This is a genomic window from Streptomyces sp. NPDC059832 (assembly GCF_042731715.1).
GTDB lineage: Bacteria > Actinomycetota > Actinomycetes > Streptomycetales > Streptomycetaceae > Streptomyces.
In genome coordinates this window covers 249,809-276,395 of sequence record NZ_JBHWIY010000003.1, presented here as the reverse complement: position 1 = coordinate 276,395, position 26,587 = coordinate 249,809, and the positions used below count along the sequence as shown (strand labels likewise).

The window sequence follows — 26,587 nt, the reverse complement described above, 5'->3', positions numbered from 1 at the left end:
GGCGGCTCGCCCCCCGGGGCGCCGTCCTCCCTGCCGCCCCGTTCCCCTTCTGCGACGATGCGAAGAAGAGGGGCGGGTGACCACGAAGGGAACGATATGTGCGGAATCGTCGGTTACGTCGGTGGACAGTCGGCCCAGGACGTCGTCGTCGCGGGTCTCAAGCGCCTTGAGTACCGGGGCTACGACTCGGCGGGCCTCGCCGTGCTCGCGGACGGCGGTCTGGCCGCCGCCAAGAAGGCCGGCAAGCTCGTCAATCTGGAGAAGGCCCTGGCCGAGGCGCCGCTCCCGGCCGGGACCACCGGGATCGGACACACCCGCTGGGCCACCCACGGCGCCCCCACCGACACCAACGCCCACCCGCACCTCGACAACGCGGGCCGCGTCGCCGTCGTGCACAACGGAATCATCGAGAACTTCGCCGCCCTGCGCGCCGAACTCGCCGAGCGCGGCCACGACCTGGCCTCCGAGACCGACACGGAGGTCGTCGCCCATCTGCTCGCCGAGGCGTTCTCCTCCTGCGCCGACCCGGCGGAGGCGATGCGGCAGGTCTGCCGCCGGCTGGAGGGCGCCTTCACCCTCGTCGCCGTGCACGCGGACGCCCCCGGCACGGTGGTCGGGGCCCGGCGCAACTCACCGCTCGTGGTGGGGGTGGGGGAGGGGGAGTCGTTCCTGGCCTCCGACGTCGCCGCGTTCATCGCGCACACCCGCTCCGCGATCGAGCTGGGCCAGGACCAGGTGGTCGAGCTGCGCCGCGAGGGGGTCACCGTCACCGACTTCGACGGGCGGCCCGCCGAGGTCCGCGCGTACCACGTGGACTGGGACGTCTCCGCCGCCGAGAAGGGCGGCCACGACTACTTCATGCTCAAGGAGATCGCCGAACAGCCCAAGGCCGTCGCCGACACCCTCCTCGGACGGATCGACGGCTCGGGCTCGCTCCGCCTCGACGAGGTACGCATCCCGCCGTACGAACTGCGCGAGGTCGACAAGGTCGTCATCGTGGCCTGCGGCACCGCCTTCCACTCCGGGATGATCGCCAAGTACGCCATCGAGCACTGGACCCGCATCCCCTGCGAGACCGAGCTGGCCAGCGAGTTCCGCTACCGCGACCCGATCCTCGACCACCGCACCCTGGTCGTCGCGATCTCGCAGTCCGGCGAGACGATGGACACCCTGATGGCCCTGCGGCACGCCCGCGAACAGGGCGCGAAGGTCCTCGCCATCTGCAACACGAACGGCTCCACCATCCCCCGGGAGTCCGACGCCGTGCTCTACACGCACGCCGGCCCCGAGGTCGCCGTCGCCTCCACCAAGGCCTTCCTCACCCAGCTGGTCGCCTGCTACCTCGTCGCCCTGTATCTCGGACAGGCCCGCGGGACGAAGTGGGGCGACGAGATCCGCACCGTCATCCGCCAGCTCTCCGAGATCTCCGGCGCGGTCGAACGGGTCCTGGAGACCATGGAGCCGGTACGCGAACTCGCCCGCTCCCTCGCCGGTCACGACACCGTGCTCTTCCTGGGCCGCCATGTCGGCTATCCCGTGGCCCTGGAAGGCGCGTTGAAGCTCAAGGAGCTCGCGTACATGCACGCCGAGGGCTTCGCCGCCGGTGAGCTCAAGCACGGCCCGATCGCGCTCATCGAGGACGGCCTCCCGGTCGTCGTGGTGGTGCCGTCGCCGCGCGGCCGGTCGTTGCTGCACGACAAGGTCGTGTCGAACATCCAGGAGATCAGGGCCCGCGGTGCCCGCACCATCGTCATCGCCGAGGAGGGTGACGAGGCGGTCGTCCCGTACGCCGACCACCTGATCCGGATCCCCATTACGCCTACGCTGCTCCAGCCGCTGGTGTCGACCGTGCCGCTGCAGGTATTCGCCTGCGAACTGGCCACGGCCCGCGGCAACGACGTGGACCAGCCGCGCAATCTGGCGAAGTCCGTGACCGTGGAGTAGCGAGGGATGAGGGAATACGCGTGATCATCGGGGTCGGGATCGACGTGGCCGAGATCGAACGGTTCGACGCGGCGCTGGAACGCACGCCGCAGATGGCCGAACGGCTCTTTCTGGAACGGGAGTTGCTGCTGCCCAGCGGCGAGCGGCGCGGTATCGCCTCGCTCGCCGCCAGGTTCGCCGCGAAGGAGGCCCTCGCGAAGGCGCTCGGCGCGCCCGGCGGACTGCACTGGACGGACGCCGAGGTGTACGTCGAGGACAGCGGACAGCCCCGGCTGCGGGTCAGCGGCACCGTCGCCGCCCGCGCCGCCGAGCTGGGCGTACGGCATTGGCACGTGTCGCTCAGCCACGACGCGGGGGTGGCGTCCGCCGTGGTGATCGCGGAGGGTTGAGCACATGCGTACCGCCTACAGCGTTCAGACCGTACGGGCCGCCGAGCGGGCCCTGATGGCCCGGCTGCCCGAGGGCGCGCTGATGCAGCGCGCCGCCGCGGGACTCGCGGCGGCCTGCGCCGATGTGCTGCGGCGGCGCGGCCGGGTGTACGGGGCCCGGGTCGTCCTCCTCGTCGGCAGCGGCGACAACGGGGGCGACGCGCTGTACGCGGGCGCCCGGCTCGCCCGCCGGGGCGCCGGCGTGCGCGCCGTGCTCACCTCGCCGGACCGCGCCCACGAGGGCGGCCTCGCGGCCCTGCTCGCGGCCGGCGGGCGGGTCGCGGAGGGCGCGGACGCCTGGGGCGGCCACATCGATCTCGTGGTGGACGGGATCACCGGCATCGGCGGCCGGGGCGGGCTGCGTCCGGGCGCCGCCGGGCTGGTGCGGGCCTTCGCGGCGACCGGCGCGCCCCTGGTCGCCGTCGACCTGCCCAGCGGGGTCGAGGCCGACACCGGTGAGGTGCCCGGCGAGGCGGTGCGCGCCGACGCGACCGTCACCTTCGGCACGTACAAGCCGGGCCTGCTCGTCGACCCGGCCGCCGAACGGGCCGGCGCGCTGCGCCTCGTCGACATCGGGCTCGGGCCCGAACTGCCGGACGTACCCGACCTGGAGGCGCTCCAGTACGCGGACGTCGCCGCGTTGCTGCCCGTCCCCGGCGCCGAGAGCGACAAGTACCGGCGCGGGGTCGTCGGCATCGTCGCCGGTTCCGCGCGGTACCCGGGCGCGGCGGTGCTGGCCGTCTCCGGGGCGCTGCGGGGCGGCGCGGGGGCCGTGCGGTACGTCGGTCCGGGCGCGGGCGCGGTGATCGCCCGTCATCCGGAGACGCTGGTCCACGCGGGGCCGCCGTCGAAGGCGGGGCGGGTGCAGGCCTGGGTCGTCGGGCCCGGACTCGGTGACGGCGCGGAGGCCGCCGAGGGGGTCCGGGACGTGCTGGCGGCGGACGTCGCGGTGCTGGTGGACGCGGACGGGCTGCGGCTGCTGGACGCCGGTGTCGTACGCGCCCGCACCGCGCCGACCGTGCTCACCCCGCACGCCGGTGAGGCCGCCGCGCTGCTCGGCGTGGCGCGCGAGGAGGTCGAGGCGGGGCGGCTCGCCGCCGTACGGGAGCTGGCCGCCCGCTACCGCGCCACGGTTCTGCTCAAGGGGTCGACGACCCTGGTCGCCACCGACGACCCGGACACTCCCGTACGGGTCAATCCGACCGGCACCTCCTGGCTGGCCACGGCCGGCAGCGGCGACGTCCTCTCCGGACTGACCGGCTCCCTGCTGGCCGCGGGCCTCGCCCCGCGTGACGCCGCGTCGGCCGGCGCCCATCTGCACGGACTCGCCGCCCGCCACGCCTCCGACGGCTCGCCCGTCGCCGCCCAGGACGTCGCGGAGGCGATCCCGGCGGCGTGGCGGGACGTACGGGCCTGAGCGATCCTGGGCCCAGGCAGCAGCCGACCGCAGCCGACAGGAGGGCCGACCGTGGGCAGCAGCGAGGTACGCGTACGCCGGGTGTACGAGCCGAAGGAGGACGGCGACGGCACCCGCGTCCTCGTCGACCGGCTCTGGCCGCGCGGCGAGTCCAGGGAGAAGGCCGCGATCGACAAGTGGCTCAAGGACATCACCCCGTCGAACGAGCTCCGCGACTGGTACCACGAGGACCGCACCGCCACCCGCTACGACGAGTTCGTCGACCGCTACCGCGCCGAACTGGCCGACCCCGTCCACACGGCGGCCGTCCGGGAACTGGTCGAACTGGTCCGGGAGGGCGGCCCGGTGACACTGATCACGGCGGTCAAGGACGTACCCCACAGCCATGTCCCGGTCATCGTCGACCATCTGGAACACGAGCTGCGCCATCACTGAGGTGCGCACCCGGCACCGGGCGGACGCCCCCTGCGGCGGGCCCCTTCCGACCCGCCGCCCGAAGGCCCTGCCGTACGCCTCTGAGAGACTGGGCGCGATGAACGAGACAGCGTCCTTGAGAGCCCGTGCCGAGATCGACCTCGCCGCGCTGCGCGCCAACGTGCGGGTGCTGCGCGCGCGGGCGGGCGGCGCGCAACTCATGGCCGTCGTCAAATCCGACGCGTACGGGCACGGGGCGGTGCCCTGCGCCCGCGCCGCGCTGGAGGCCGGGGCGACCTGGCTGGGCACCGCGACGCCGCAGGAGGCGCTCGCCCTGCGGGCCGCCGGACTCGGCGGCCGGGTGATGTGCTGGCTGTGGACCCCGGGTGGTCCCTGGCGCGAGGCGATCGAGGCCGACATCGACGTGTCGGTGAGCGGGATGTGGGCCCTGCGCGAGGTCGTCGCCGCGGCCACGGACGCGGGCGTCCCGGCCCGGATCCAGCTCAAGGCGGACACCGGCCTCGGGCGCAACGGCTGCCAGCCCGCCGACTGGCCGGAGCTGGTCGCCGCCGCCCGCGCCGCCGAGGACGCGGGCACCGTCCGGATCACCGGCCTGTGGTCCCACTTCGCCTGCGCCGACGAGCCCGGCCACCCCTCCATCGCCGCCCAGCTGGCCGTGTTCCGGGACATGGTGGCGCATGCCGAGAAGGAGGGCGTCGAACCCGAGGTGCGGCACATGGCCAACTCCCCGGCGACGCTGACCCTCCCCGAGGCGCACTTCGACCTCGTACGGACCGGGATCGCGATGTACGGCATCTCGCCCAGTCCCGAGCTGGGCACCCCGGCCGACTTCGGGCTGCGCCCCGTCATGACGCTCATCGCGTCGATCGCCCTGGTCAAGCAGGTGCCGGCCGGTCACGGCATCAGCTACGGCCACCACTACACGACCTCCGCCGAGACCACTCTGGGCCTGGTGCCGGTCGGCTACGCGGACGGCGTCCCGCGCCACGCCTCCGGCCGGGCGCCCGTCCTGGTCGGCGGCGTCACCCGGCGGATCGCCGGCCGGGTGGCCATGGACCAGTTCGTCGTCGACCTCGACGGGGACGAGATCGAGGTGGGCAGCGAGGCGGTGCTCTTCGGCCCGGGGGACCGGGGCGAGCCGAGCGCCGAGGACTGGGCGCAGGCCGCCGACACGATCGCGTACGAGATCGTCACCCGGATCGGCACCCGCGTACCGCGTGTGCACCTGCACGTGACCCCGGCCGAGTCCTGACCGATCATGCGCCCCTGACCAGGCACGATCTGATCACGACCGGAACAGACCGGCCCTGACCTGACGGATACGACCGACGAGGAGCGCGGCACGGTGAGCGAGATCAGCGCGGGGGACGCGGTGACGACGGCCGCTACGGCGGTCGGCTGGCGCCGGGCGGGTATCGCGGGAGCCGCCATAGGTGTGATCGCGGCGGGCGCGGCCGCCGGTGTCGCGGTCGAGCGGCTCACGGTCGGCCGGGGCATGCGCAGAAGGGCCAGGCTGGCCCTGGACGCCACCGGGCCGTACGGCTCGCTGCGCGGGCTGCCGGGCCGGGCCACCGCCGACGACGGCACCGAGCTGTACTACGAGGTCGACGAGGTCGAACCGGACGGCGGCACGGGCGGCTCCGCGGGCAGCGGGGGCGCCGCCGCCGGCTCCGGCACGCGCCGCCGTCGGCTCTTCGGCCGCAAGGACCCCGCGCCCGTCACCGTGGTCTTCAGCCATGGCTACTGCCTCAGCCAGGACTCCTGGCACTTCCAGCGGGCGGCGCTGCGCGGTCTGGTCCGCACCGTCCACTGGGACCAGCGCAGCCACGGCCGTTCCGAGCGGGGCCGGGACCAGGCAGAGGGCGTCCCGGTCGGCATCGACCAGCTCGGCCGCGATCTGATGGCCGTGATCGAAGCGGCTGCCCCCGAGGGGCGGCTGGTGCTCGTGGGGCACTCGATGGGCGGCATGACGATGATGGCGCTCGCCGACCGGTACCCCCGGCTGATCCGGGACCGGGTCGCCGCCGTCGCCTTCGTCGGCACATCGAGCGGGAAGCTCGGCGAGGTCAACTTCGGGCTGCCGATCGCGGGCGTGAACGCGGTGCGGCGGGTGCTGCCCGGGGTGCTCCGGGCGCTCGGCTCCCAGGCGGAGCTGGTGGAACGGGGCCGCCGGGCGACCGCCGATCTCTTCGCCGGGCTGATCAAGCGGTACTCGTTCGGTTCGCGGGACGTCGATCCGGCGGTCGAGCGGTTCGCCGAGCGGCTCATCGAGTCCACCCCGATCGATGTGGTCGCCGAGTTCTATCCGGCCTTCACCGAACACGACAAGAGCGGCGCGCTGCCCGCCTTCCTCGACGTCCCGGTGCTGATCCTGGCGGGCGACAAGGACCTGGTGACGCCCAGCTCGCACAGCGAGACCATCGCGGACCAGCTCCCGGACGCGGAGCTGGTCATCGTCCCGGACGCCGGCCACCTGGTGATGCTGGAGCACCCGGAGACGGTCACGGACCGGCTGGCGGACCTGCTGGTACGCATCGGAGCCGTGCCGTCAGCGGCTAACGTTGGCGGACATGGAAGCACCGCACAACAGCCTGGCGACTGAGGCCACCGAGGGCGCCGCGCCGGGCGCCGTCACCCTGGGCCTGGCCGTCGAATCCCCCGAACAGATGCAGGCGCTCGGCCGCCGGATCGCCGCGGTCCTGCGGCCCGGCGACCTCGTGATGCTCACCGGCGAACTCGGCGCCGGGAAGACGACGCTGACCCGGGGCCTCGGCGAGGGCCTCGGCGTGCGTGGCGCGGTCACGTCCCCCACCTTCGTGATCGCCCGCGTCCACCCGTCGCTGACCGGCGGTCCGGCCCTGGTCCACGTCGACGCGTACCGCCTGGGCGGCGGGCTCGACGAGATGGAGGACCTGGACCTCGACGTGTCGCTGCCGGACTCGGTGGTGGTCGTGGAGTGGGGCGACGGCAAGGTCGAGGAGCTGTCCGACGACCGGCTGCAGGTGGTGATCGACCGCGCGGTCGGCGACACGGACGACGAGCGGCGCGAGGTGACGCTGGTGGGGATCGGCGCGCGCTGGGCGGGACTGCGCGAGATCTGAGCGCGGGGCCGGATTCCGACAGGCTGTCGGCAAATTGTTGCGCCGGGCGGTGCGGGCGTGGTCACATGGATGACGAGAGCTGGTTAGGTCTGCCTAACCACGCCTTCCACCGGAGCCTCAGGAGGCATCCATGACGACGTCCGCAGAACGTGAAGTGCCGCCGCCGCCATCGATGAAGGACCTGCTGGCGGCCTGTGCCGCGGCCACGGCGGTCTCCACCCCGCCGCCGTCCGCGGACGAGGACGACGGAACCGGCGACGGAGCTCCGGCCGCACCCGCGCCCCGTTCCGAGCCGGACCTCGAACGCCGGGCGGGCTGAAAAGCCGGGCGGGGCGAAACAAGAGCCGGACGAAACGACGGCCGGGCCGAAACGCCGGCCGGGGGCGTCCTAGCGGACGACGACCACCTTCGTGCCCACCAGCGCGAAGTCCCACATCGCGTCCCCGTCGGCCCGGGACATCCGCACGCCACCCGTCTTCAGCGTCGGGTCCGGGCTCTCCATCGAGCCGTCGACCGCCGCGCTGAAGCCCACGGCCACGTCGTCCACCATCGCGAACCGCACCACGTGCTCGATCATCACGCCGTCCGAGCCCTTGGAAGGGGCTCCCGAGCGCGGGGTGTTCACCCGGTAGGTGCCGGGGAGCGGATTCAGCGCGCTCGGCATGACCTCGAAGGTCCGGGTCACCTTCCCGTCCCCGTCGACGAGCCACACCCGGCGGTCGGCCAGGGCGTACACGACCCGCGTCCCGGTGCCGGAGCCCTTGGGGAGCGCGGCCGGGCGCGACTTCTCCTTCGGCTTCGCGTGCTCGGTGGCGGTGGCGGAAGCCTTCGGTTTGGGGGCAGCGAGGTTGTCGGGGGCGTTCGCCGATGCCTGGAAGGCCAGGACGCCGACCGCGACGAGCGCCGCCGCAGTGAGCCCGGCCACGATTCCCGAGCTGCCCCTAGACACCGTGCGCGCCCCTTTCGCTTCCGTATGTCGTACAAGCGTTTAGCGTTTACGTCGTACCCGCGTGAACACGCTGACGGTAGCAGCCGGGACCGGTCGCACCGGGACGCCGTACGGGGCGCCGTGCCTCCCTCGGCGGAGCCGTAGGCTGTTTGCGTGCTCTTGCTCGCCGTGGATACCGCAACCCCCGCCGTCACCGTCGCCCTTCATGACGGGACCTCCGTCGTCGCCGAGTCCGGACAGGTCGACGCCCGAAGGCACGGGGAGCTGCTGCTGCCCGCTGTCGACCGGGTCCTCGCCGAGGCCGGTGTGAGACTCGACGCCGTGACGGACGTGGTCGTCGGCGTGGGCCCCGGACCGTACACCGGGCTCCGGGTCGGCCTGGTCACCGCCGCGACCTTCGGCTCCGCCCTCTCCGTACCCGTGCACGGGCTGTGCACCCTGGACGGTCTCGCGTACGCCGCGGGCCGGGCCGGTCTTGAGGGCCCGTTCGCCGTCGCGACGGACGCCCGCCGCAAGGAGGTCTACTGGGCGCGGTACGACGACCCGCGCACCCGGGTCACCGAGCCCGCCGTCGACCGGCCCGCCGACATCGCCGGACAGCTCGCCGGACTCCCCGTCGTCGGCGCGGGCGCGGTGCTCTACCCCGAGGCGTTCCCGGACGCCCGGGAGCCCGAGCACGTCAGCGCCGGAGCGCTGGCCGCCCTCGCCGCCGAGCGGCTCGCCGCGGGCGCGGAGCTGCTGCCGCCGCAGCCGCTCTACCTCCGCAGGCCCGACGCCCAGGTGCCGAAGAACTACAAGGTGGTCACTCCGAAGTGACGACCACGACTGCCGTTCTGCGCGAGATGCGCTGGTGGGACATCGACCCGGTGCTGGAGCTCGAAGGCGAGCTGTTCCCGGACGACGCCTGGTCGGCCGGCATGTTCTGGTCCGAGCTGGCGCACTCCCGCGGCCCGCGGGCCACCCGCCGCTATGTCGTCGCCGAGGACCCCGTCACCGGCCGGATCGTCGGCTACGCGGGCCTCGCCGCGGCCGGTGACCTCGCCGACGTGCAGACGATCGGGGTCACCCGCGACCACTGGGGCGGCGGCCTCGGCTCCGAACTCCTCACCGACCTGCTGAAGCACGCCACGGCCTTCGAGTGCGCCGAGGTGCTCCTCGAAGTCCGCGTCGACAACACCCGGGCCCAGAAGCTCTACGAACGCTTCGGCTTCGAGCCGATCGGCTTCCGCCGCGGCTACTACCAGCCGGGCAACATCGACGCACTCGTCATGCGCCTCCACGTACAAGAACACGTACAAGAAACAGAGACTGACTGATGGCTGACGAACCGCTCGTACTCGGCATCGAGACCTCCTGCGACGAGACCGGCGTCGGCATCGTCCGGGGTACGACGCTGCTCGCCGACGCCGTCGCGTCCAGCGTCGACACGCACGCCCGCTTCGGCGGCGTCGTCCCGGAGATCGCCTCCCGCGCGCATCTGGAGGCGATGGTCCCCACCATCGAGCGCGCCCTGAAGGAGGCCGGGATCAGCGCCCGCGACCTCGACGGCATCTCCGTCACCGCGGGCCCCGGGCTCGCGGGCGCGCTGCTCGTCGGCGTCTCGGCGGCGAAGGCGTACGCGTACGCGCTGAACAAGCCGCTCTACGGGGTGAACCACCTCGCCTCGCACATCTGCGTGGACCAGCTGGAGCACGGCCCGCTGCCCGAGCCGACGATGGCGCTGCTGGTCAGCGGCGGGCACTCCTCGCTGCTGCTCGCGCCGGACATCACCAATGACGTACGGCCGCTGGGCGCCACCATCGACGACGCGGCGGGCGAGGCCTTCGACAAGATCGCCCGGGTGCTGAACCTCGGCTTCCCCGGTGGCCCGGTCATCGACCGGCTGGCGAAGGAGGGCGACCCGAAGGCGATCGCGTTCCCGCGCGGTCTGACCGGCTCGCGCGACCCCGTCTACGACTTCTCCTTCTCCGGCCTGAAGACCTCGGTGGCCCGCTGGATCGAGGCCAAGCGCGCGGCGGGCGAGGAGGTGCCGGTACGGGACGTGGCGGCGTCCTTCCAGGAGGCCGTGGTGGACGTGCTCACCCGCAAGGCCGTCCGGGCCTGCAAGGACGAGGGCGTCGACCACCTGATGATCGGCGGCGGAGTCGCGGCCAACTCGCGGCTGCGGGCACTGGCCGAGGAGCGGTGCGAGCGGGCCGGCATCCGGCTGCGGGTGCCGCGCCCCGGGCTGTGCACGGACAACGGCGCGATGGTCGCGGCGCTGGGCGCGGAGATGGTCGCCCGGGGCCGCCCGGCCTCGGACCTGGAGCTGTCGGCGGACTCCTCGCTGCCGGTGACCGACCCCCATGTGCCCGGCGCCCATGCGCACGATCACGACCACGTCCACGAGATCAGCAAGGACAACCTCTACTCATGACCGTAGCCCTCATGTGGGAGGCCCGTGCCGTGGCCGGCCGGGGCGCCGAACTCCTGGAGTGGGCGCGGGCCCGTTCGGCCGAGCTGGCCCGCGAGCCGCTCCGCCGCGAGCTGCTGCGCGCCCCGCAGGACCGGGTCCTGGTCATCACCTGGTGGGCGGGCGCGTACGGCGACGAGCTGCCCGAACTCCCCGAACCGGACGCCGAGTTGATCACCCGCCCGGTGCACCGCTGGCGCTTCGAGTCCCTGGGGGACGCCGGACCCGACGCCGGCTGACCGGCCCTCGGCCGGGGCGGGCTCCCCGGTCGGCCGGTCCCTCAGCCGGTGGCGGTTCCCCGGTCGATCAGCCCCCGGATGATCGCGTCGAGTTCGTCCGCCGCCTCGTAGTCGGCGGCGTACGCGCGCCACTCGTCCTTGATCGCGGCGAGCCGGGGCAGCGTCGCCGCGTCCTCCTCGGTCACCATCTCGGGGAAGTAGCGCCTGCCCGGCGGGTTCTGCGCGCGGCGTTCGGCCGCCCGGCGGAAGATCAGGTCGCCGTAGACGTAACTCCAGATCGTCCGGTACGCGCGTACCGCCTGGGCGGGGGAGAGGCCGCAGGCGAGCGCCGAGTCGATGATCTCCTCGACCATCCAGAGCGCGTTCCGGTCGGTTACTTCGCCCAGCGCCAGGATGTCCAGCACCCACGGGAGCCGGCCCAGGATGTCGTGCATGTGCACGGCCACGGCGAGCAGCCGCTCGCGCGGGTCCTCGGGCAGCTCGGGGCGCGGGAAGGCGGCGGCGGTGCCCGACAGGGTGAGCATCAGCAGCTCGTCCTTGTCCTGCACGTAGTGGTAGAGCGCCATCGGAGTGGAGCCGAGCTCCTTCGCCACCCGCCGCATGCTCAGGGCGTCCACGCCCTCTTCCTCGATGATGCGGCGCGCGGTGGCGACCATCGCGTCCGGATCGAGCCGGCGCGGCCGTCCGACGGATCGTTTCGCCGGGGCCTGTTTCCTCGCCGGTGCCCGCTTCTCCGCCGGCACCTGTTTCTTCGCGGGCGCCTGCTTCTCTGCCGGTGCCCGCTTCTTCGGTGGCACCTGTTTCTCCGTCGGCACCTGCTTCTTCTCTGTCCCTGACACCCCGGCATTGTCCCCGTTCCGCTGTTCCCGCGCCGTCCCGGGCCCCCTCGCCATTAATTTCTATACGCGTATAGTAATAGCTCGACCGGATGACCGCGAGGGAAGGGAACGTCGTGGACGAACAGTCACGGCACACACGTTGGCTGCTGGTGGTGGCTCTCACCGTGCAATTCATGGTGGCGTTGGACATGTCGGTGGTGAACGTCGCGCTGCCGGACATGCGCAGTGATCTCGGCTTCACGCCCCAGGGGCTGCTGTGGGTGGTGAACGCCTACGCGCTGGCCTTCGGCGGCCTGCTGATGCTCGGCGGGCGGCTCGCCGATCTGCTCGGCAGCCGCGTGATCCTGACGGCGGGCCTGGTGCTGTTCGGCGCGGCGAGCCTGGCCGGCGGGCTCGCCTGGTCGCCCGGCGGGCTGATCGCCGCGCGGGCGGTGCAGGGGATCGGTGCCGCCGCGCTCGCCCCGGTCGCCTTCGCCCTGATCGCCCTGGCCTTCCCGGCCGGGCCCGCCCGCTCCCGCGCCCTGGGGCTGTGGGGCATGGCGGGCGCGGCGGGCGGCGCGGTCGGCGTGCTCGCGGGCGGGGTGCTCACCGATGCGGCGGGCTGGCGCGCGGTGATGCTGGTGAATGTGCCGATCGTGGGGTTCGCGCTGGTGGGGGCCTTGCGCAGTGGACTGCGGGGCGGCGCGGCCCGGACCGGTGCCCGGCTCGACGTGGCGGGAGCGCTGCTGGCCACCGCGGGCACGACGCTGCTGGTCCTCGGACTCGTACGCACATCGACCGACGCATGGGGGTCGGCCCGGACGCTGGGCACGCTCGGCGCCGCCGTACTGCTGCTGATCGCCTTCGTCGTCGTCGAGCTGCGGACCCGCACCCCGCTGCTCCGTCCCGGTCTGCTGACGGGGCGGCCGGTCCTGACCGCGAATCTCTTCTGCCTGCTGCTGAGCTCCGGGCAGTTCGCCGCGTTCTACTTCGTCTCGCTCTACATGCAGCAGGTGCTCGACTACGGGCCGACCGCCGCCGGTATCGCCTTCCTGCCGTTCTCGGCGGGCGTCGTCGCCGGTTCGATCGTCGCCACCCGTACGGTCGCGTCGCTCGGCACCGGACGGCTGCTGGCACTCGGCGGCTTCCTGGCCGCGCTCGGCCTGGCCGGATTCGCGGCGACGGCGCGGGCCGACGGCGGCTTCCTCTACTCGATCCTCGGCCCGTCCCTGGTCTGCAGCATCGGCATCGGGATGTGCTTCGTACCGCTCGGTACGGCGGCCACGACCGATGTGGCGCCCGACGAGACGGGCATGGCCTCCGGGCTGCTGAACAGCGCCCGTCAGGTGGGCGGCTCGCTGGGGCTCGCCGTCCTGGTCACCGTCGCCGCCCGGGTCACCGGTGACGGGGGCCGTCCGGCCGACCTGGCGGCCGGGTACTCGGCGGCGTTCTGGGTCTGCGCCGGGCTGCTCGCGGTCGCGGCGCTGGTGGCCCTGGTGCTGCTCCCGGGACGTGGGCGGACGGCTGCGGCGGGGGCTCCGGAGACCGTCCCGGAGGCCGCTCCGGTGGCCGGGCCGGAAAATTCTCAGAAGAATCTCCGGGGAACTGTCGATCCGGCCGGGTCCCGTTCGACGCAGGGGTGAGAGGCGGGGGAAAGCCCCCGCCCGTCAGACCTAGGAGTCACCATGCCGCGCTTCATGTCGCTGATCCGCATCGACGAGCAGAACCCCTTCGACGCCCCGGACCCCGAGTTCGAGAAGCGCATGGGCGCCCTGTTCGAGGAGATCACCAAGGCCGGCGTCATGCTGGAGACGGCCGGGCTCACCCCGACCTCCCAGGGGACCAGGGTCACCTGGTCCGGCGGGAAGCTCAGCCAGACCGACGGGCCCTTCACCGAGACCAAGGAGGTCGTCGGCGGCTACGCCATCCTCCAGGTCAAGGACAAGGAGGAGGCCCTGGAATGGACCAGGCGGTTCCTGCAGTCCCACCCGGAGAACTGGACCGTGACCTCCGAGGTCCGCCAGATCGACGAGGCCACCTTGGGAGCCTGACCGGCCCCGCTTGCCGCGACCCGGCACGGCTGCTGTGATGAGTGACCGTGACGGCAGCAAGCACGACGGCGGCGGCGGTCGAAGCGGTCTTCAGGATCGAGTCCGCGCGGATCATCGCAGGTGTCACCCGCATCGTGCGGGACGTGGGCATCGCCGAGGAACTCGCGCAGGACGCCCTGGTGGCCGCACTGGAACAGTGGCCGGAGTCAGGTGTCCCGGACCGGCCGGGCGCCTGGCTCATGGCCACCGCCAGACACCGCGCGATCGACCTCGTACGCCGCAAGGAGACGTACGCGCGCAAGCTGGCCGAGGTGGGGCGGGCCCTGGAGGACGTGCCGCCGCCCGAGCCGGCCGAGGCGGACGACATCGACGACGATCTGCTCCGGCTGATCTTCACCGCCTGCCATCCGGTGCTCTCCACCGGGGCCCGGATCGCGCTCACCCTGCGGCTGCTCGGCGGCCTCACCACCGACGAGATCGCCCGCGCGTTCCTGGCCCCCGAACCGACCGTCGCCCAGCGCATCGTCCGGGCGAAACGGACCCTGGGCCGCGAGGGCATCCCCTTCGAGGTGCCCGACGGACCGGAGCGCGCCGCCCGCCTCGGTTCCGTGCTCGAAGTGATCTACCTGATCTTCAACGAGGGGTACGCGGCGACCGCGGGCGACGACTGGCTGCGCCCGGCGCTCTGCGAGGACGCGCTGCGGCTGGCCCGGGTGCTCGCCGGCCTGATGGAGCAGGAGCCCGAGGTCCACGGACTGGCCGCACTGCTGGAGCTCCAGGCCTCGCGCACCGCCGCCAGGACCGGGCCGGACGGTGCGCCGGTGCTGCTCGCCGACCAGAACCGGGCCCGCTGGGACCGCCTGCTGATCCGGCGCGGAATCGCCGCCCTGGAGCGGGCCGTGGCGGCGACCGAGGAGGGCGCCGGGCTCGGCCCGTACACCGTGCAGGCCGCTGTTGCCGCGTGCCACGCGCGGGCGGTGACGTACGAGGACACCGACTGGACCACCATCTCCGCCCTCTACGACCGCCTCGCCGCGATCACGCCGTCCCCGGTCGTCCAACTGAACCGGGCCGTGGCGGTCTCGATGGCGCGGGGCCCGGAAGCCGGCCTCGCCCTGGTCGACGCGCTGGCGGACGACCCGGCGCTCAAGGACTACCACCTGCTGCCCAGCGTCCGCGGGGACCTGCTGGCCAGGACGGGGCGCACGGACGAGGCGCGGGCGGAGTTCGTACGGGCGGCCGGGCTGACCCGCAACGAACGGGAACGGGCGATGCTCCTGGACCGCGCCGGGCATCCGGACCGCGACGGCCGATGAGTTCCGGCCGCCGGACAGGTCTACCCTGCACAGCCTTCCGCGCCACCCGACAGGAGCAGACCATGCAGAAGATCACGACCTTCCTGTGGTTCGACACCCAGGCCGAGGAAGCCGCGAAGTACTACGTGTCCGTCTTCGGCGGCGACTCGAAGGTGCTGAGGACGACGTACTACCCCGAGGCCGCGCCGGGCAGGACGGGATCGGTCATGACCGTCCAGTTCCGGCTGGCCGGCCAGGAGTACACCGCGCTCAACGGCGGCCCGCAGTTCCCCTTCACCGAGGCGATCTCGCTGTCGGTGGACTGCGCCTCGCAGGAGGAGGTGGACACCCTGTGGGACGAGTTCACCAAGGACGGTGAGGAGGGGCAGTGCGGCTGGCTCAAGGACAGGTACGGCCTGTCCTGGCAGCTCGTTCCCCACGGGTTCGACGAGGCGCTGTCCGACCCGGACCCGGCCAGGGCCGCGCGGGCCATGAAGGCGATGATGGGCATGCGCAAGCTGGACCTGGAGGCGCTGCGCAACGCATGAGCCGGCCCGCGCGGTCGGTAGGGTCTGTTCCATGTCCCGCCGCTCACAACTGCCGCCACCGCCACCGCCCGTGGAGATACGTTCCTGGCCCGACCGGGAGGCCCTGCTGACCGACCGGGCCGCGGTCCTCGGCTCGTTGGTGAAGGCGCATGTCTCACCGGGCCGGCTGGCGATGCTGTGGCTCTGGGGAGCGCTCTGCGCGCTCGGCTGGCTGCTGCTGGGCACGGCGCTGATCACCTTCGAGGAGTCGTACGACGTCATCAGCGCCGCGATCGGTGTGGTCCTCGCCGCCATGGGCGTCGGCTGCGTGGTGCCCGCGGTCGTCCTCGTCGTCATGGGCCTGCGCCGCGACCGCAGGATCCGCCGGCTGCTCGACGCCTGGGGCGGCTTGGACCGCGATCCGGTACGCGACGCGGCACTGCGGATGCCGGGCGCCTCCCTCGCCTGGCTGCTGATGTCCTTCGCGCTCTGCGCGGCCGGGCTGTACACCTGCTTCGCCGTCCCGGCCAGTGGCGTGCTGGACGGAAACGCCTACGGCCTGGCCGTCCTGGTCATGGGGCTCGGGCTGACCGGCTGGATCGTCGGACTGATCGGCCTCGTCAAGGCGTTCGCCCACCGGCGCTGGGTGCTGCGCGTACTGGCCGGGGCGCGCGCCCCGGAACCGCTGTTCTCCGTCGGAGGCGGCGCCCACCGCTGACCCCGGACCTATCCTGACCCGATACATGGGTCACGCAGGGGGAGGGCGACATGGAGTGGTACTGGTGGGTGCTCATCATCTTCTGGACGGGCGGCTTCGGATGGGCCGTCGACAACGTCCGTACGGCGCTGCGCAATCGGCACGACCGCAAGCTGGAACTGCTTGAGGCGTCCAAGCGGGAGCGGCTGGCCCTCGACGCGGCGAACAGGCCGCCGGAGCCGGTCTGCGGCTGCACGCACCATCTCGCCAAGCACGACAAGCAGGGCAAGTGCCATGAGCGGATCGAGGTGCCGACGGCCTGGGACGAGACCAAGAAGCCGGTCCGCTTCGAGTCCGGGCAGTGCAACTGCCAGCAGTACGTGGGCCCTCAGCCCCTCTCGCAGGTGTACGCGGACGACCTGACCGACCTCGCCTGACGGCCGTCGGCCAGGTCAGGCCGGGCCGGTCAGCGGGTGGCCGATCAGCATCGTCGGTGCTCCGGCCACCCGGGTCAGGAAGACCGTCGCGGAGTTCGGCCCCTGGAGCTTCATCCGGCGGCGCAACTCCTCCGGTTCGACCGCCGAACCGCGCTTCTTGACGGTCAGGACGCCCACCTTCCGCTCCCGCAGCAGCGCCTTCAGCTTCTTCATGTTGAACGGCAGCCGGTCGGTGATCTCGTACCCGGAGGTGTACGGGGACTCGTACCGCCGGTCGCTCGTGACGTACGCGATGGTCTCGTCGACCAGCCGGCCCTCGCACCGCGCGACGATGTCGGCGACCAGATGGGCGCGGATGACGGCGCCGTCCGGCTCGTACAGATAGCGGCCGACCGGGCCGACGGGCGGGGCGGGCAGCGGGGCCCCGGACCACAGCGTGGCCCCGGCCGGGAGCACGGTGGCGCGGTACGAACCGGCCGCGAAGCCCTCGCCGAACCAGAGCACCGCCTCCTTCACGTCGCCGCCGTCCGAGATCCACTCCGCCTCCGCCTGCGCCGGGATCGCCTCGTGCGGGATGCCCGGAGCGATCTTCAGCGCGGCGCGGGGGGCCGCGAGCGCGGCGCCGGTCGCCCAGGAGAGCGGCGGCGAGTACGCCTCGGGGTCGAAGATCCTGCCCCTGCCGCCGCGCCGGGCCGGGTCGACGAAGACCGCGTCGTAGGGCGAGGTGTCGATGTCGGCGACATCGGCGCACCGCACCTCGATCAGACCGTCCAGGCCCAGCGCGGCGGCGTTGGCGCGGGCCACCTCGGCGGTCAGCGGGTCGCGGTCCACGGCGAGCACGGAGATGCCCGCCCGTGCGAGCGCGATGGCGTCGCCGCCGATCCCGCAGCAGAGGTCGGCGACGCCGCGCACCCCGCCCGCCTCCGCGAACCGCCGCGCGCGATGGGTGGCCACCGAGGTGCGGGTCGCCTGCTCGACGCCGTTCGGCGTGAAGAACATCCGGTACGCGTCCTCGGCGCCGAACTTCGCCACCGCCCGCTGCCGCAGCCGCGCCTGTCCCAGCGCCGCGGACACCAGGGCGGCCGGGTGGCTGCGGCGCAGCCGGGTGGCGGTGGCGAGTTCCTGGGCGGGGTCGTACGACCGCAGCTCCTCCAGGAGCGCGGCGCCCTCGGGGGTGCGCAGGGCCAGGAAGGCGGCGAGCGGGTCGGGGGCGTCGGACCGGTCGTCGGCGGCGGACGGGTCGTTCGGGGCGAGAGCGTTCACCCGCCCCATTGTGAGCCAGCCGGGTAGACCGGCGGGCCCGGTGGCGGTGTCGGGCCGGGAGGCCGATCACGTGCTGGCAGGATGCGACGCCATGCAGCTTGTACGGCAAAAGGGAAAAATGACCACGAAGTGGCGTGGATCGGGTATGCCTCATCCCGAACGGAGACGTGGCCCCGGCGGGCACCGGCCCGCCTGTGCCGTCCTGGCTGCGCTCCTGGTCGCCGCGGTCGGCTCCGGCTGTGCCTCCGGGTCCGGCGGGCAGGCGGGCGGTGGGGCCGAGCACCGGGAGTGGCCCGCTGCCGGGAACCCGGGCCCGGAGGCGGGCACGAACCCCGCCGCCGGACACCCGGGCGGCTCCGGACCGGGCGCCGGCCTGGCCCGCGTACCCGGTGACGCCCATGAGAACGCGAAGCTCGGCCCGGCCGTGCGGGCGAGGCTCGCCAAGAAGTGGGGGCTGGACAGGCCGCCGCTGATCGCACCGCGGCCGCCCGCCGTGAAGCCGCGCATCACCACCCGCGAGGGCTTCGAGGTGAAGGGTGGCGACGACTCGCTGCCGCCGGTCTTCACCACCGTCCCGACCAAGGACCGCGTCGTCTTCCTGACGATGGACGACGGTTCCGAGAAGGACCCCGAGCTGTTGCAGATGATGGACGAGCTGGACATCCCGTACAGCGCGTTCCTCAGCGACTACGAGGTGAGCGACAACTACGGGTACTTCGGCGAGGCGCAGCGGCTGGGCGTCACCCTCAACAACCACACGCTCAACCATCCCTATCTGCCGGGCCTCTCGTACGCCGAGCAGAAGCGCGAGATCTGCGACGAGCAGGACATCATCGAGAAGCAGTTCGGGAAGCGGCCCAGGCTCTTCCGCCCGCCGTACGGCAACTACAACGGGGACACGCTCCGCATCGCGAAGTCCTGCGGGATCGAGGCCGTGCCCCTCTGGAACGCCGAGGCGTTCCCGGACCACATGGAGTGGCGCGAGGAGGACCAGGACCTGCACCCGGGCGACATCGTCCTCACGCACTTCCGCGGCCGTGCGGAATGGGACGGCAGTATGGCCGACCTGGTCCGGGCGGTCATGAAGACCGTCACGGACCGGGGCTACGCCGTGGCCCGGCTGGAGGACTACGTATGAGCAAGGCGCGCCGGCTGCTGGCCGGACTGCTGGCAGCCGGTGCGCTCCTCATCACCACCGGCTGCGCACAGTCGGTGGACCCGATCGAACGGCTGGGCCGCAAGGCCGCGCAGCGGGTGCACCACCCGCCGCGGACGCCCGTGGCGGGCCCGACGGCGCGCGGTGATCACGGCGAGCCGGGGTCGATGGTCGTGATCTCGTGCCGTCAGCCGCCGGAGTCCAGGCACTCGCGGTTGTCGCCGCCGCTGAGGCACTGGTGGCCGGCGCGGCCGGGATCGTCCGAGGGGGCGGGCGCGGGCGCCGGGTGCGAGCGGCCGTAGTCCGCGTGCCCGACCAGCACCGCAACCACGCACAGCAGCAGCGCCGCCAGCAGCTGGATCGCCCCCGCCCAGGGCCGGTTCGCGCGGATCAGCACGACGGCGAACAGGCCGACCACCGCGGCGATCCCGCCGAGGACGAGGACGGGTGTCCAGTCCATCGGCGGCGGGCCCGTCGTCTCCGGGCCGTCGAGGTCCGTTCGCGAAAAGGCCGGTTGGACGGCGGCGACCGCGCAGATCGGCCCCTCCAGGAGAACGAGCAGCAGCCCGAGCACCACATCGAGGCAGCCGTTCACGGCACGCGACTCGTACGGCGCCGTCCGGAGCCCGGGTCCGGCCGCGGGTGCGGAGACGGGGCGGGTCATGTCCACACGGTCGTACGGAACGGTCCGGTCCGTCCGGACGTTGTCCCCATGTCGTCCGGACTGTTGTCCGGACCGTGCCCCGATCGTCGTGTCCGGCGCCGCGGCGGCGACGCCACGATCGCTCGAATTGGCACTCCGCTTGACCGAGTGCTAATCCCGGTCATAGTCTCGGTGCTGGCACTCACCACTGGAGAGTGCCAGCAGTACTGTGCGACTGGCAGGTCCGGCACCCGCGACGACGGATCGACCTGGTCGCCACCCCAAGACTGTTACCCCGTGAGATCTCCGAAGGGGGAGACCGGATCGTGTCGACCGCCAGCACCAAGGTTGCGATCAAGCCGCTCGAGGACCGCATTGTGGTCCAGCCGCTCGACGCCGAGCAGACCACGGCCTCCGGCCTGGTCATTCCGGACACCGCCAAGGAGAAGCCCCAGGAGGGCGTCGTCCTGGCCGTGGGACCGGGCCGCTTCGAGAACGGCGAGCGCCTTCCGCTCGACGTCAAGACCGGCGACGTCGTGCTGTACAGCAAGTACGGCGGCACCGAGGTGAAGTACAACGGCGAGGAGTACCTCGTCCTCTCGGCTCGCGACGTGCTCGCGATCATCGAGAAGTAATTCACCCACGTTTGCTTCTGTTCTGCGCCCCTGGCCCCCGCGAATAACCAGCCGGGTGGTCGGGGGCGCAGTTCGTTCGAGAGGAAAGCTCAGCTCCCATGGCGAAGATCCTGAAGTTCGACGAGGACGCCCGTCGCGCCCTTGAGCGCGGCGTCAACAAGCTTGCCGACACGGTCAAGGTGACGATCGGCCCCAAGGGCCGCAACGTCGTCATCGACAAGAAGTTCGGCGCTCCCACCATCACCAACGACGGTGTCACCATCGCGCGCGAGGTCGAGCTCGACGACCCGTACGAGAACCTCGGTGCCCAGCTGGTGAAGGAGGTGGCGACCAAGACCAACGACGTCGCGGGTGACGGTACGACCACCGCCACCGTGCTCGCCCAGGCGCTCGTCCGCGAGGGTCTGCGCAACGTCGCCGCCGGTGCCTCCCCGGCCGCCCTCAAGAAGGGCATCGACGCCGCGGTCAAGGCCGTGTCCGAGGAGCTCCTCGCGACCGCCCGCCCGATCGACGACAAGACCGACATCGCCGCCGTGGCCGCGCTCTCCGCGCAGGACCCGCAGGTCGGCGAGCTCATCGCGGACGCGATGGACAAGGTCGGCAAGGACGGCGTCATCACCGTCGAGGAGTCCAACACCTTCGGTCTGGACCTCGACTTCACCGAGGGCATGGCCTTCGACAAGGGCTACCTGTCCCCGTACATGGTGACCGACCAGGAGCGTATGGAGGCCGTCCTCGACGACCCGTACATCCTGATCCACCAGGGCAAGATCGGCTCGATCCAGGAGCTGCTCCCGCTGCTGGAGAAGGTCATCCAGGCCGGTGGCTCCAAGCCGCTGCTGATCATCGCCGAGGACGTCGAGGGCGAGGCGCTGTCGACCCTCGTCGTCAACAAGATCCGTGGCACCTTCAACGCCGTCGCGGTGAAGGCCCCGGGCTTCGGCGACCGCCGCAAGGCCATGCTCGGCGACATCGCCACCCTCACCGGTGCGACCGTCATCGCCGAGGAGGTCGGCCTCAAGCTCGACCAGGCCGGTCTGGACGTGCTGGGCACCGCCCGCCGCGTCACCGTCTCCAAGGACGACACGACGATCGTGGACGGCGGCGGCGAGCCCGGCGACGTCAAGGGCCGGGTCAACCAGATCAAGGCCGAGATCGACGCCACGGACTCCGACTGGGACCGTGAGAAGCTCCAGGAGCGCCTCGCGAAGCTGGCCGGCGGCGTGTGCGTGATCCGTGTCGGTGCCGCCACCGAGGTGGAGCTCAAGGAGAAGAAGCACCGTCTGGAGGACGCCATCTCCGCGACCCGCGCCGCGGTCGAGGAGGGCATCGTCTCCGGTGGTGGCTCCGCTCTGGTCCACGCCGTCAAGGTCCTGGAGGGCAACCTCGACAAGACCGGCGACGAGGCCACCGGTGTCGCGGTCGTGCGCCGCGCCGCCGTCGAGCCGCTGCGCTGGATCGCCGAGAACGCCGGCCTCGAGGGCTACGTCATCACCTCGAAGGTCTCCGAGCTCGACAAGGGCCAGGGCTTCAACGCCGCGACCGGCGAGTACGGCGACCTGGTGAAGGCCGGCGTCATCGACCCGGTCAAGGTCACCCGCTCCGCGCTGGAGAACGCCGCGTCCATCGCGTCGCTGCTGCTCACGACCGAGACCCTGGTCGTCGAGAAGCCGGCCGAGGAAGAGGCCGAGGCCGCCCACGGCGGTCACGGTCACTCGCACTGACGCCTGACCGCTCAGGGCGCACAGCCGCAGAAGGCCCCCTGTCCCACCGCTCGGCGGTGGGACAGGGGGCCTTCGGGCGTTTCAGGCCGAGTGGCTCAGACTTCCGGAGTGCACGGGGTCCGCGAAGGGCAGACCGGCCGCGAAGCGCTCCATCTCGTCCAGCGCCTGGTCGGCCATCCGGTGCAGCTCGTCGCCCAGCGAACCCGCCACGTGCGGGGTGAGCAGCACATTGGGCAGGGTGTACAACGGCGAGTGCGCAGGCGGGAGTTCGGGGTCCGTCACATCCAGCACCGCTTGCAGCCGGCCGGCCGTCAGCTCGGGCAGCAGCGCCTCCTCGTCGACCAGCGAACCCCGCGCCGTGTTGATCAGCGTCGTCCCGGTCGCCATGGCGGACAGTTGCGCCGCACCGATCAGATGGTGCGTCTCCGGGAGCTGGGGCGCGTGCACCGAGACGACGGAGCTGCTCGCGCAGAGCTCGTCGAGCGAGGTGAGCCGTACCCCGAGCCGCGCCGCCTCCGCGCCGTCCACGTACGGGTCGTACAGCAGCACATCCAGGTCGAAGGGGCGCAGCAGCTCGATCACGCGCCGGCCGATCCGGGAGGCGCCGACGATGCCGACCGTACGGCGGTAGTTGCCGGCCCCGTCGAGCTCCGCGAGCCAGTCGTGGCCGGCGCGCAGATCGCGGTAGCGGTGCGCGGTGTGCAGGACCCGCTTGCCGGCGAACAGGATCGTGGCGAGGGTGAATTCGGCGACCGGCAGGGCGTTGGCGCCGGCTGCCGATGTGACGGCGATGCCGCGTTCCCAGCAGGCGTCGGTGATGTGGTGCTTCACGGAACCCGCGGCGTGCACGACGGCCCGCAGCCGGGGCGCGGACGCCAGTACCCCGGCGGTGAGCGGTGTCGCTCCCCAGCAGGTGAACAGCACCTCGGCCTCGGCGAGCGCGGCGGCCACCTCGGGCGTCGGGTCGGCCAGGTCGTGGGCGACGAAGTCCGGGTCGGTACGGGTGAGGGCGGCCAGCCGGGTGCGGTGTCGGTCGGCGAGAAGGCGGTCGGCGATGCCGGGCCCCATCGCGAGCAGGGCCGTCGGCCGGTTGTCAGTGGCGTGGGGCATGGTGGAACTCGTACTCCTCAGGGCTCGCGGTGAGAGTCACTTGACGCTGCCGGCGGTCAGTCCGGCCTTCCAGTGCCGCTGCAGCGAGACGAAGGCGACGATCAGGGGGATGACGGCGAGGAGGGAGCCGGTGACGACGAGCGGATAGAAGCTCGGCTCGCCGTGGGTGTTGGTGTTCCAGGAGTACAGCCCGAGGCTCAGCGGGAAGAGCTTGCGGTCCGAGAGCATCACGAGGGGGAGGAAGAAGTTGTTCCAGATCGCTGTGAACTGGAAGAGGAAGACCGTCACGAAGCCCGGCATGACCATGCGCAGTCCGATCGACCAGAAGACGCGCAGCTCGCCGGCCCCGTCGATACGGGCGGCCTCCAGGGCCTCGTTCGGTATGTAGCCGGTGCTGAACACCCGGGCGAGATACACGCCGAACGGGTTGACCAGCACCGGGATCAGCACGGACCAGTAGGTGTTGACCAGGCCGGTCTTGGAGGCCAGGAGATACATCGGCAGGGCCAGCGCCGTGGTGGGCACGAGCACACCCATCAGCACGAGGCCGAACAGCTTCTCCTTGCCCCGGAATTCGTACTTGTCGAAGGCGTATCCCGCGGCGACGCAGATCAGCGAGCAGACGATCGCCCCGCCGCCCGCGTACATGAGGCTGTTGAGGTACCAGCGGAAGTAGATGCCGTCGCCGTAGGAGGCCAGGTTCGACAGGTTCTCACCGAGGTTGAAGCCCTCGAAGGAGAACGCGTTGCCCGCGAGCAGGCCGCCGGTGTCCTTCGTGGCGGCGGTGACCAGCCAGACGAGGGGGAAGAGCATGTAGACGACGGCGAGCAGAAGGAAGCCGTTGACGGCGGTCTTCGACATCCAGCGGCCGCGGGAGGCGGGGGAGTTCATGCTTTCTTGCCCTTCCGGCCGGTGAAGCGGGTGACGACGAAGGACAGCAGCGCGGCCGTGAGCGCCAGCAGGATGGAGGCGGCCGCGGCGAGACCGTAGTCGTTGCGCTCGAAGGCCGCGGTGTACGCGTACATGTTCGGCGTCCAGGTGGAGGAGACGGCGGAGCCGGTCCCCTTGTTGAGGATCAGCGGCTCGGTGAACAGCTGGAGCGAACCGATGACCGTGAACAGCGCGACCATCACGAGGGAGGAGCGGATCAGCGGGACCTTGATGCTGAGCGCGGTGCGCCAGGCACCGGCCCCGTCGACCGTGGCCGCTTCGAGCACGGAGCGGTCGATGGCCTGCAACGCGGCGTAGAAGATCACCATGTTGTAGCCGAGCCACTCCCACAGGGCGATGTTGACGATGGAGGGAAGGGCGCCCTCGGGGGAGAAGAAGTCGAAGCCGATTCCGCCGGACTCCATGGCGCTGACCACCGGGCTGAGCTGCGGGGTGTAGAGGTACACCCAGATCAGCGCGGCGATGATGCCGGGCACGGCGTGCGGCAGGAAGAGCGCGAGCTGGAAGAACCGGCGGGCGCGGGCCAGCGTGGAGTCCAGCAGCAGGGCGAGGGCGAGGGCCCCGATGAGCAGCAGCGGAATGTAGAACAGGCAGTATCCGAGGAGTACGCCGAAGCCCTCGCGGAACGCCCGGTCGCCCAGGGCCGCCGTGTAGTTGTCGAGTCCGCTGAAGACGGTCTCGGTGCCGCCGAAGCCCAGTCCGGACTGCTTCTCGGTGAACAGGCTGAGCCAGACCGCGTAGCCGATCGGCAGCACCATGACCACGGTGAACAGTACGAAGAAGGGCCCCAGCAGGATGGCGGCGGCTCTGGTCGTCCGGGCGCGCTTCATCAGCCTGCGTCCTCGACCTTCAGACCGCGCTTCTTCAGCTCGGCGACCGTGGCGTCGTGCCCGGCCTTCACGGCGTCCTTGATGGTGGTGCCACCGCTCGCGACCTTGCCGAACTGGTCCTTCATGGTGGTGTTCGTCGTGCCGGTCGTCGGGCCCCAGTTCCAGTTCGGGCCGATCGACGTCGCGGCGCCCTCGAACACCTGGTAGATGTCCTCGCCGCCGTAGAAGTCGGCGTCGAAGGACTTCTTGGCCACCGGGCGCAGCGCCGCCGCGGCCGGGAAGGCGCTCGACGTACCGGACTCGATGCGGGCCTTGATGCCTGCCTCGGTGGTCGACATCCAGGTGGCGAACTCGACCGCGGCCTCGGCCTTCTTGCTGGTCCTGGTCACCGCGAACGTGGAGCCGCCGAGCATGCCGCTGGCCGGCTTGCCGTCCCAGCTGGGCATCGGGGCGACGGCCCACTTGCCGCTCTGCTCGGGCAGCGTGCCCTTGAGGACACCCGCGCCCCAGGCCGCGCCGAGGTAGCCGACGGTGCCGCCGTTCTTGAGGGAGTTGGTCCACTCGGGGCTGAACGAGGCGTTGGCGCGGATCAGGTCGTCGTCGAGCAGACCCTGCCAGTAGTCGGCGACCTTGTTGGTGGCCGCGTCGGCGGTGCTGACCTTCCAGGTGTCGCCCTCGGGCTTGTACCACTGGGCGCCGGCCTGCCAGGCCATCGCCTGGAACGTGGTCGGGTCATCGGGGAAGAAGGTGCCGATCCGGGCCTTCTTGTCGGCCTTCTTGATCTTCTCGGCGGCCTTGCGGAACTCGTCCCAGGTCTTGGGGACCTCGACGCCGTACTTCTCGAACAGGTCCTTGCGGTAGTAGAAGGACTGCGGCGAGGCGTCGAACGGAACGGCCCAGTTCTTGCCGCCGAGCGTCGTCAGCTCGACCGCCTGCGGCAGCAGCTTCTTCTTGATGTCGTCGGTGAAGTACTGGCCGATGTCCTGGAGCGCGCCCTGACTGACGTACTCCGGAAGCTGCGGGTACTCGATGGAGACCAGGTCGGGGGCGTTGCCCGCCTTCACCGCGTTGGAGATCTTGGCGTATCCGCCCGCGTTGCCGGACGGGATCTCCTCGTACACCACCTTGATGTTCTTGTGCGAGGCGTTGAACGCGTCAACGACCTCCTTGGACCCCTTGGCCCAGCCCCAGAAGGTGATGCTGACGGGCTTGCCGTCGCTTCCGGCGGAGGCATCGTCGTCGCCGCTGCCGCCACAGGCCGTGAGGAGGGCGAGGGCGGTGGCGGTGCCGACTACGGCGAGGGACGTTCTGCTCGGACTGCGGCTCACAGCGAGGCTCCTGAACTGGCGGCGACATTGGCGTTGGCCGTGATCCTTGGACCAGTTGTGACCGAAGTCAAGAGCGAAAGATCGATTGATCGAAAAAAGATCAGATAAGTTACGTACGGAAGTGCAAGGCGTACGCTGTGGAACCGGGCGCGGGGGC

General features: G+C 71.8%; 29 protein-coding genes. 21 read left to right on the top strand and 8 right to left on the bottom strand.

Annotated elements, in window-relative coordinates:
• Positions 1-96 precede the first annotated feature (96 nt).
• From glmS to ACFV8T_RS06375, 8 genes are all read left to right on the top strand, one after another.
• Positions 97-1,944 (top strand): glutamine--fructose-6-phosphate transaminase (isomerizing), encoded by a 1,848-nt coding sequence (glmS, locus tag ACFV8T_RS06410; protein ID WP_385325219.1) that lies wholly within the window; start codon positions 97-99, stop codon positions 1,942-1,944.
• Positions 1,945-1,964: 20 nt separating this feature from the next.
• Complete coding sequence (locus ACFV8T_RS06405; RefSeq protein ID WP_385325217.1) at positions 1,965-2,333, top strand: holo-ACP synthase; 369 nt, start codon at positions 1,965-1,967, stop codon at positions 2,331-2,333.
• 4 nt (positions 2,334-2,337) lie between these two features.
• Positions 2,338-3,789 carry an NAD(P)H-hydrate dehydratase gene (locus ACFV8T_RS06400; RefSeq protein ID WP_385325215.1) on the top strand — a complete coding sequence of 484 codons (1,452 nt, stop codon included), beginning with the start codon at positions 2,338-2,340 and terminating at the stop codon, positions 3,787-3,789.
• Positions 3,790-3,840: 51 nt separating this feature from the next.
• Positions 3,841-4,224, top strand: coding sequence for a DUF488 domain-containing protein (locus tag ACFV8T_RS06395; RefSeq protein WP_385325213.1), 384 nt, complete (start codon positions 3,841-3,843; stop codon positions 4,222-4,224).
• Positions 4,225-4,321: 97 nt separating this feature from the next.
• Positions 4,322-5,476, top strand: a complete 1,155-nt coding sequence (gene alr / locus ACFV8T_RS06390) for an alanine racemase (RefSeq protein ID WP_385325211.1) — start codon at positions 4,322-4,324, stop codon at positions 5,474-5,476.
• Between the two features lie 93 nt (positions 5,477-5,569).
• Positions 5,570-6,826, top strand: coding sequence for an alpha/beta fold hydrolase (locus tag ACFV8T_RS06385; RefSeq protein ID WP_385325209.1), 1,257 nt, complete (start codon positions 5,570-5,572; stop codon positions 6,824-6,826).
• The gene (gene tsaE, locus ACFV8T_RS06380; protein WP_385325208.1) at positions 6,795-7,325 is read left to right on the top strand and encodes a tRNA (adenosine(37)-N6)-threonylcarbamoyltransferase complex ATPase subunit type 1 TsaE; all 531 of its coding nucleotides are present in this window, start codon (positions 6,795-6,797) and stop codon (positions 7,323-7,325) included. The genes ACFV8T_RS06385 and tsaE overlap by 32 nt, the downstream gene beginning before the upstream one ends.
• Before the next feature lie 130 nt (positions 7,326-7,455).
• On the top strand, positions 7,456-7,644 hold the full coding sequence (locus tag ACFV8T_RS06375; RefSeq protein WP_385325206.1) for a hypothetical protein: 189 nt from the start codon (positions 7,456-7,458) through the stop codon (positions 7,642-7,644).
• Positions 7,645-7,713: 69 nt separating this feature from the next.
• Here the strand turns inward: ACFV8T_RS06375 and ACFV8T_RS06370 are convergent, their stop codons facing one another.
• Entirely contained in the window at positions 7,714-8,274 is a 561-nt protein-coding gene (locus tag ACFV8T_RS06370) for a L,D-transpeptidase (protein ID WP_385325204.1), read from the bottom strand.
• A 153-nt stretch (positions 8,275-8,427) separates the two neighbouring features.
• On the opposite strand from ACFV8T_RS06370, the gene tsaB reads away from it, so the two are divergent.
• From tsaB to ACFV8T_RS06350, 4 genes are read left to right on the top strand one after another with little or no spacing between them, the layout of a single operon-like run.
• Positions 8,428-9,090 carry a tRNA (adenosine(37)-N6)-threonylcarbamoyltransferase complex dimerization subunit type 1 TsaB gene (gene tsaB, locus ACFV8T_RS06365; protein ID WP_385325202.1) on the top strand — a complete coding sequence of 221 codons (663 nt, stop codon included), beginning with the start codon at positions 8,428-8,430 and terminating at the stop codon, positions 9,088-9,090.
• Complete coding sequence (gene rimI / locus ACFV8T_RS06360) at positions 9,087-9,590, top strand: ribosomal protein S18-alanine N-acetyltransferase (RefSeq protein ID WP_385325201.1); 504 nt, start codon at positions 9,087-9,089, stop codon at positions 9,588-9,590. The genes tsaB and rimI overlap by 4 nt, the downstream gene beginning before the upstream one ends.
• Positions 9,590-10,690, top strand: a complete 1,101-nt coding sequence (gene tsaD / locus ACFV8T_RS06355; protein WP_385325199.1) for a tRNA (adenosine(37)-N6)-threonylcarbamoyltransferase complex transferase subunit TsaD — start codon at positions 9,590-9,592, stop codon at positions 10,688-10,690. The genes rimI and tsaD overlap by 1 nt, the downstream gene beginning before the upstream one ends.
• The gene (locus tag ACFV8T_RS06350; protein ID WP_266415407.1) at positions 10,687-10,965 is read left to right on the top strand and encodes a hypothetical protein; all 279 of its coding nucleotides are present in this window, start codon (positions 10,687-10,689) and stop codon (positions 10,963-10,965) included. Before tsaD ends, ACFV8T_RS06350 begins: the two co-directional genes overlap by 4 nt.
• Positions 10,966-11,006: 41 nt before the next feature.
• Here ACFV8T_RS06350 and ACFV8T_RS06345 read toward each other — a convergent pair whose 3' ends face one another.
• A complete protein-coding gene (locus tag ACFV8T_RS06345; RefSeq protein ID WP_385325553.1) occupies positions 11,007-11,708 on the bottom strand; it encodes a TetR/AcrR family transcriptional regulator in 702 nt (233 codons plus the stop codon).
• A 185-nt stretch (positions 11,709-11,893) separates the two neighbouring features.
• Between ACFV8T_RS06345 and ACFV8T_RS06340 the strand changes: the two genes are divergently transcribed.
• The 6 genes from ACFV8T_RS06340 (at position 11,894) to ACFV8T_RS06315 (ending at position 16,790) form a co-directional block, all read left to right on the top strand.
• Positions 11,894-13,426: an MFS transporter gene (locus ACFV8T_RS06340; RefSeq protein ID WP_385325197.1), complete on the top strand. Its 1,533-nt coding sequence runs from the start codon at positions 11,894-11,896 to the stop codon at positions 13,424-13,426.
• Between the two features lie 42 nt (positions 13,427-13,468).
• Positions 13,469-13,834, top strand: a complete 366-nt coding sequence (locus tag ACFV8T_RS06335; RefSeq protein ID WP_385325196.1) for a YciI family protein — start codon at positions 13,469-13,471, stop codon at positions 13,832-13,834.
• Positions 13,835-13,875: 41 nt separating this feature from the next.
• The gene (locus ACFV8T_RS06330) at positions 13,876-15,150 is read left to right on the top strand and encodes an RNA polymerase sigma factor (protein ID WP_385325195.1); all 1,275 of its coding nucleotides are present in this window, start codon (positions 13,876-13,878) and stop codon (positions 15,148-15,150) included.
• A 62-nt stretch (positions 15,151-15,212) separates the two neighbouring features.
• Positions 15,213-15,677, top strand: a complete 465-nt coding sequence (locus ACFV8T_RS06325) for a VOC family protein (protein ID WP_385325193.1) — start codon at positions 15,213-15,215, stop codon at positions 15,675-15,677.
• Between the two features lie 31 nt (positions 15,678-15,708).
• Positions 15,709-16,374, top strand: a complete 666-nt coding sequence (locus ACFV8T_RS06320; RefSeq protein WP_385325191.1) for a hypothetical protein — start codon at positions 15,709-15,711, stop codon at positions 16,372-16,374.
• Positions 16,375-16,424: 50 nt separating this feature from the next.
• Positions 16,425-16,790, top strand: coding sequence for a hypothetical protein (locus ACFV8T_RS06315; RefSeq protein WP_385325190.1), 366 nt, complete (start codon positions 16,425-16,427; stop codon positions 16,788-16,790).
• Positions 16,791-16,805: 15 nt separating this feature from the next.
• Here ACFV8T_RS06315 and ACFV8T_RS06310 read toward each other — a convergent pair whose 3' ends face one another.
• Entirely contained in the window at positions 16,806-18,062 is a 1,257-nt protein-coding gene (locus ACFV8T_RS06310; RefSeq protein WP_385325189.1) for a methyltransferase domain-containing protein, read from the bottom strand.
• Between the two features lie 136 nt (positions 18,063-18,198).
• Between ACFV8T_RS06310 and ACFV8T_RS06305 the strand changes: the two genes are divergently transcribed.
• Positions 18,199-19,191 carry a polysaccharide deacetylase family protein gene (locus ACFV8T_RS06305; protein ID WP_385325187.1) on the top strand — a complete coding sequence of 331 codons (993 nt, stop codon included), beginning with the start codon at positions 18,199-18,201 and terminating at the stop codon, positions 19,189-19,191.
• A 205-nt stretch (positions 19,192-19,396) separates the two neighbouring features.
• On the opposite strand, the gene ACFV8T_RS06300 is transcribed toward ACFV8T_RS06305, so the two are convergent.
• Entirely contained in the window at positions 19,397-19,873 is a 477-nt protein-coding gene (locus ACFV8T_RS06300; protein WP_385325186.1) for a DUF6234 family protein, read from the bottom strand.
• A 305-nt stretch (positions 19,874-20,178) separates the two neighbouring features.
• Between ACFV8T_RS06300 and groES the strand changes: the two genes are divergently transcribed.
• A complete protein-coding gene (gene groES, locus ACFV8T_RS06295) occupies positions 20,179-20,487 on the top strand; it encodes a co-chaperone GroES (protein ID WP_093540722.1) in 309 nt (102 codons plus the stop codon).
• 98 nt (positions 20,488-20,585) lie between these two features.
• Entirely contained in the window at positions 20,586-22,211 is a 1,626-nt protein-coding gene (groL, locus tag ACFV8T_RS06290; RefSeq protein WP_093540721.1) for a chaperonin GroEL, read from the top strand.
• 81 nt (positions 22,212-22,292) lie between these two features.
• On the opposite strand, the gene ACFV8T_RS06285 is transcribed toward groL, so the two are convergent.
• Genes ACFV8T_RS06285 through ACFV8T_RS06270 form a run of 4 tightly spaced genes read right to left on the bottom strand, consistent with a single transcriptional unit; the run spans position 22,293 to position 26,430 of the window.
• A complete protein-coding gene (locus tag ACFV8T_RS06285; protein ID WP_385325184.1) occupies positions 22,293-23,321 on the bottom strand; it encodes a hydroxyacid dehydrogenase in 1,029 nt (342 codons plus the stop codon).
• A 36-nt stretch (positions 23,322-23,357) separates the two neighbouring features.
• A complete protein-coding gene (locus ACFV8T_RS06280; RefSeq protein ID WP_266415381.1) occupies positions 23,358-24,212 on the bottom strand; it encodes a carbohydrate ABC transporter permease in 855 nt (284 codons plus the stop codon).
• On the bottom strand, positions 24,209-25,102 hold the full coding sequence (locus ACFV8T_RS06275; RefSeq protein ID WP_385325183.1) for a carbohydrate ABC transporter permease: 894 nt from the start codon (positions 25,100-25,102) through the stop codon (positions 24,209-24,211). The genes ACFV8T_RS06280 and ACFV8T_RS06275 overlap by 4 nt, the downstream gene beginning before the upstream one ends.
• Entirely contained in the window at positions 25,102-26,430 is a 1,329-nt protein-coding gene (locus tag ACFV8T_RS06270) for an ABC transporter substrate-binding protein (protein ID WP_385325181.1), read from the bottom strand. The genes ACFV8T_RS06275 and ACFV8T_RS06270 overlap by 1 nt, the downstream gene beginning before the upstream one ends.
• Positions 26,431-26,587: the final 157 nt, after the last annotated feature.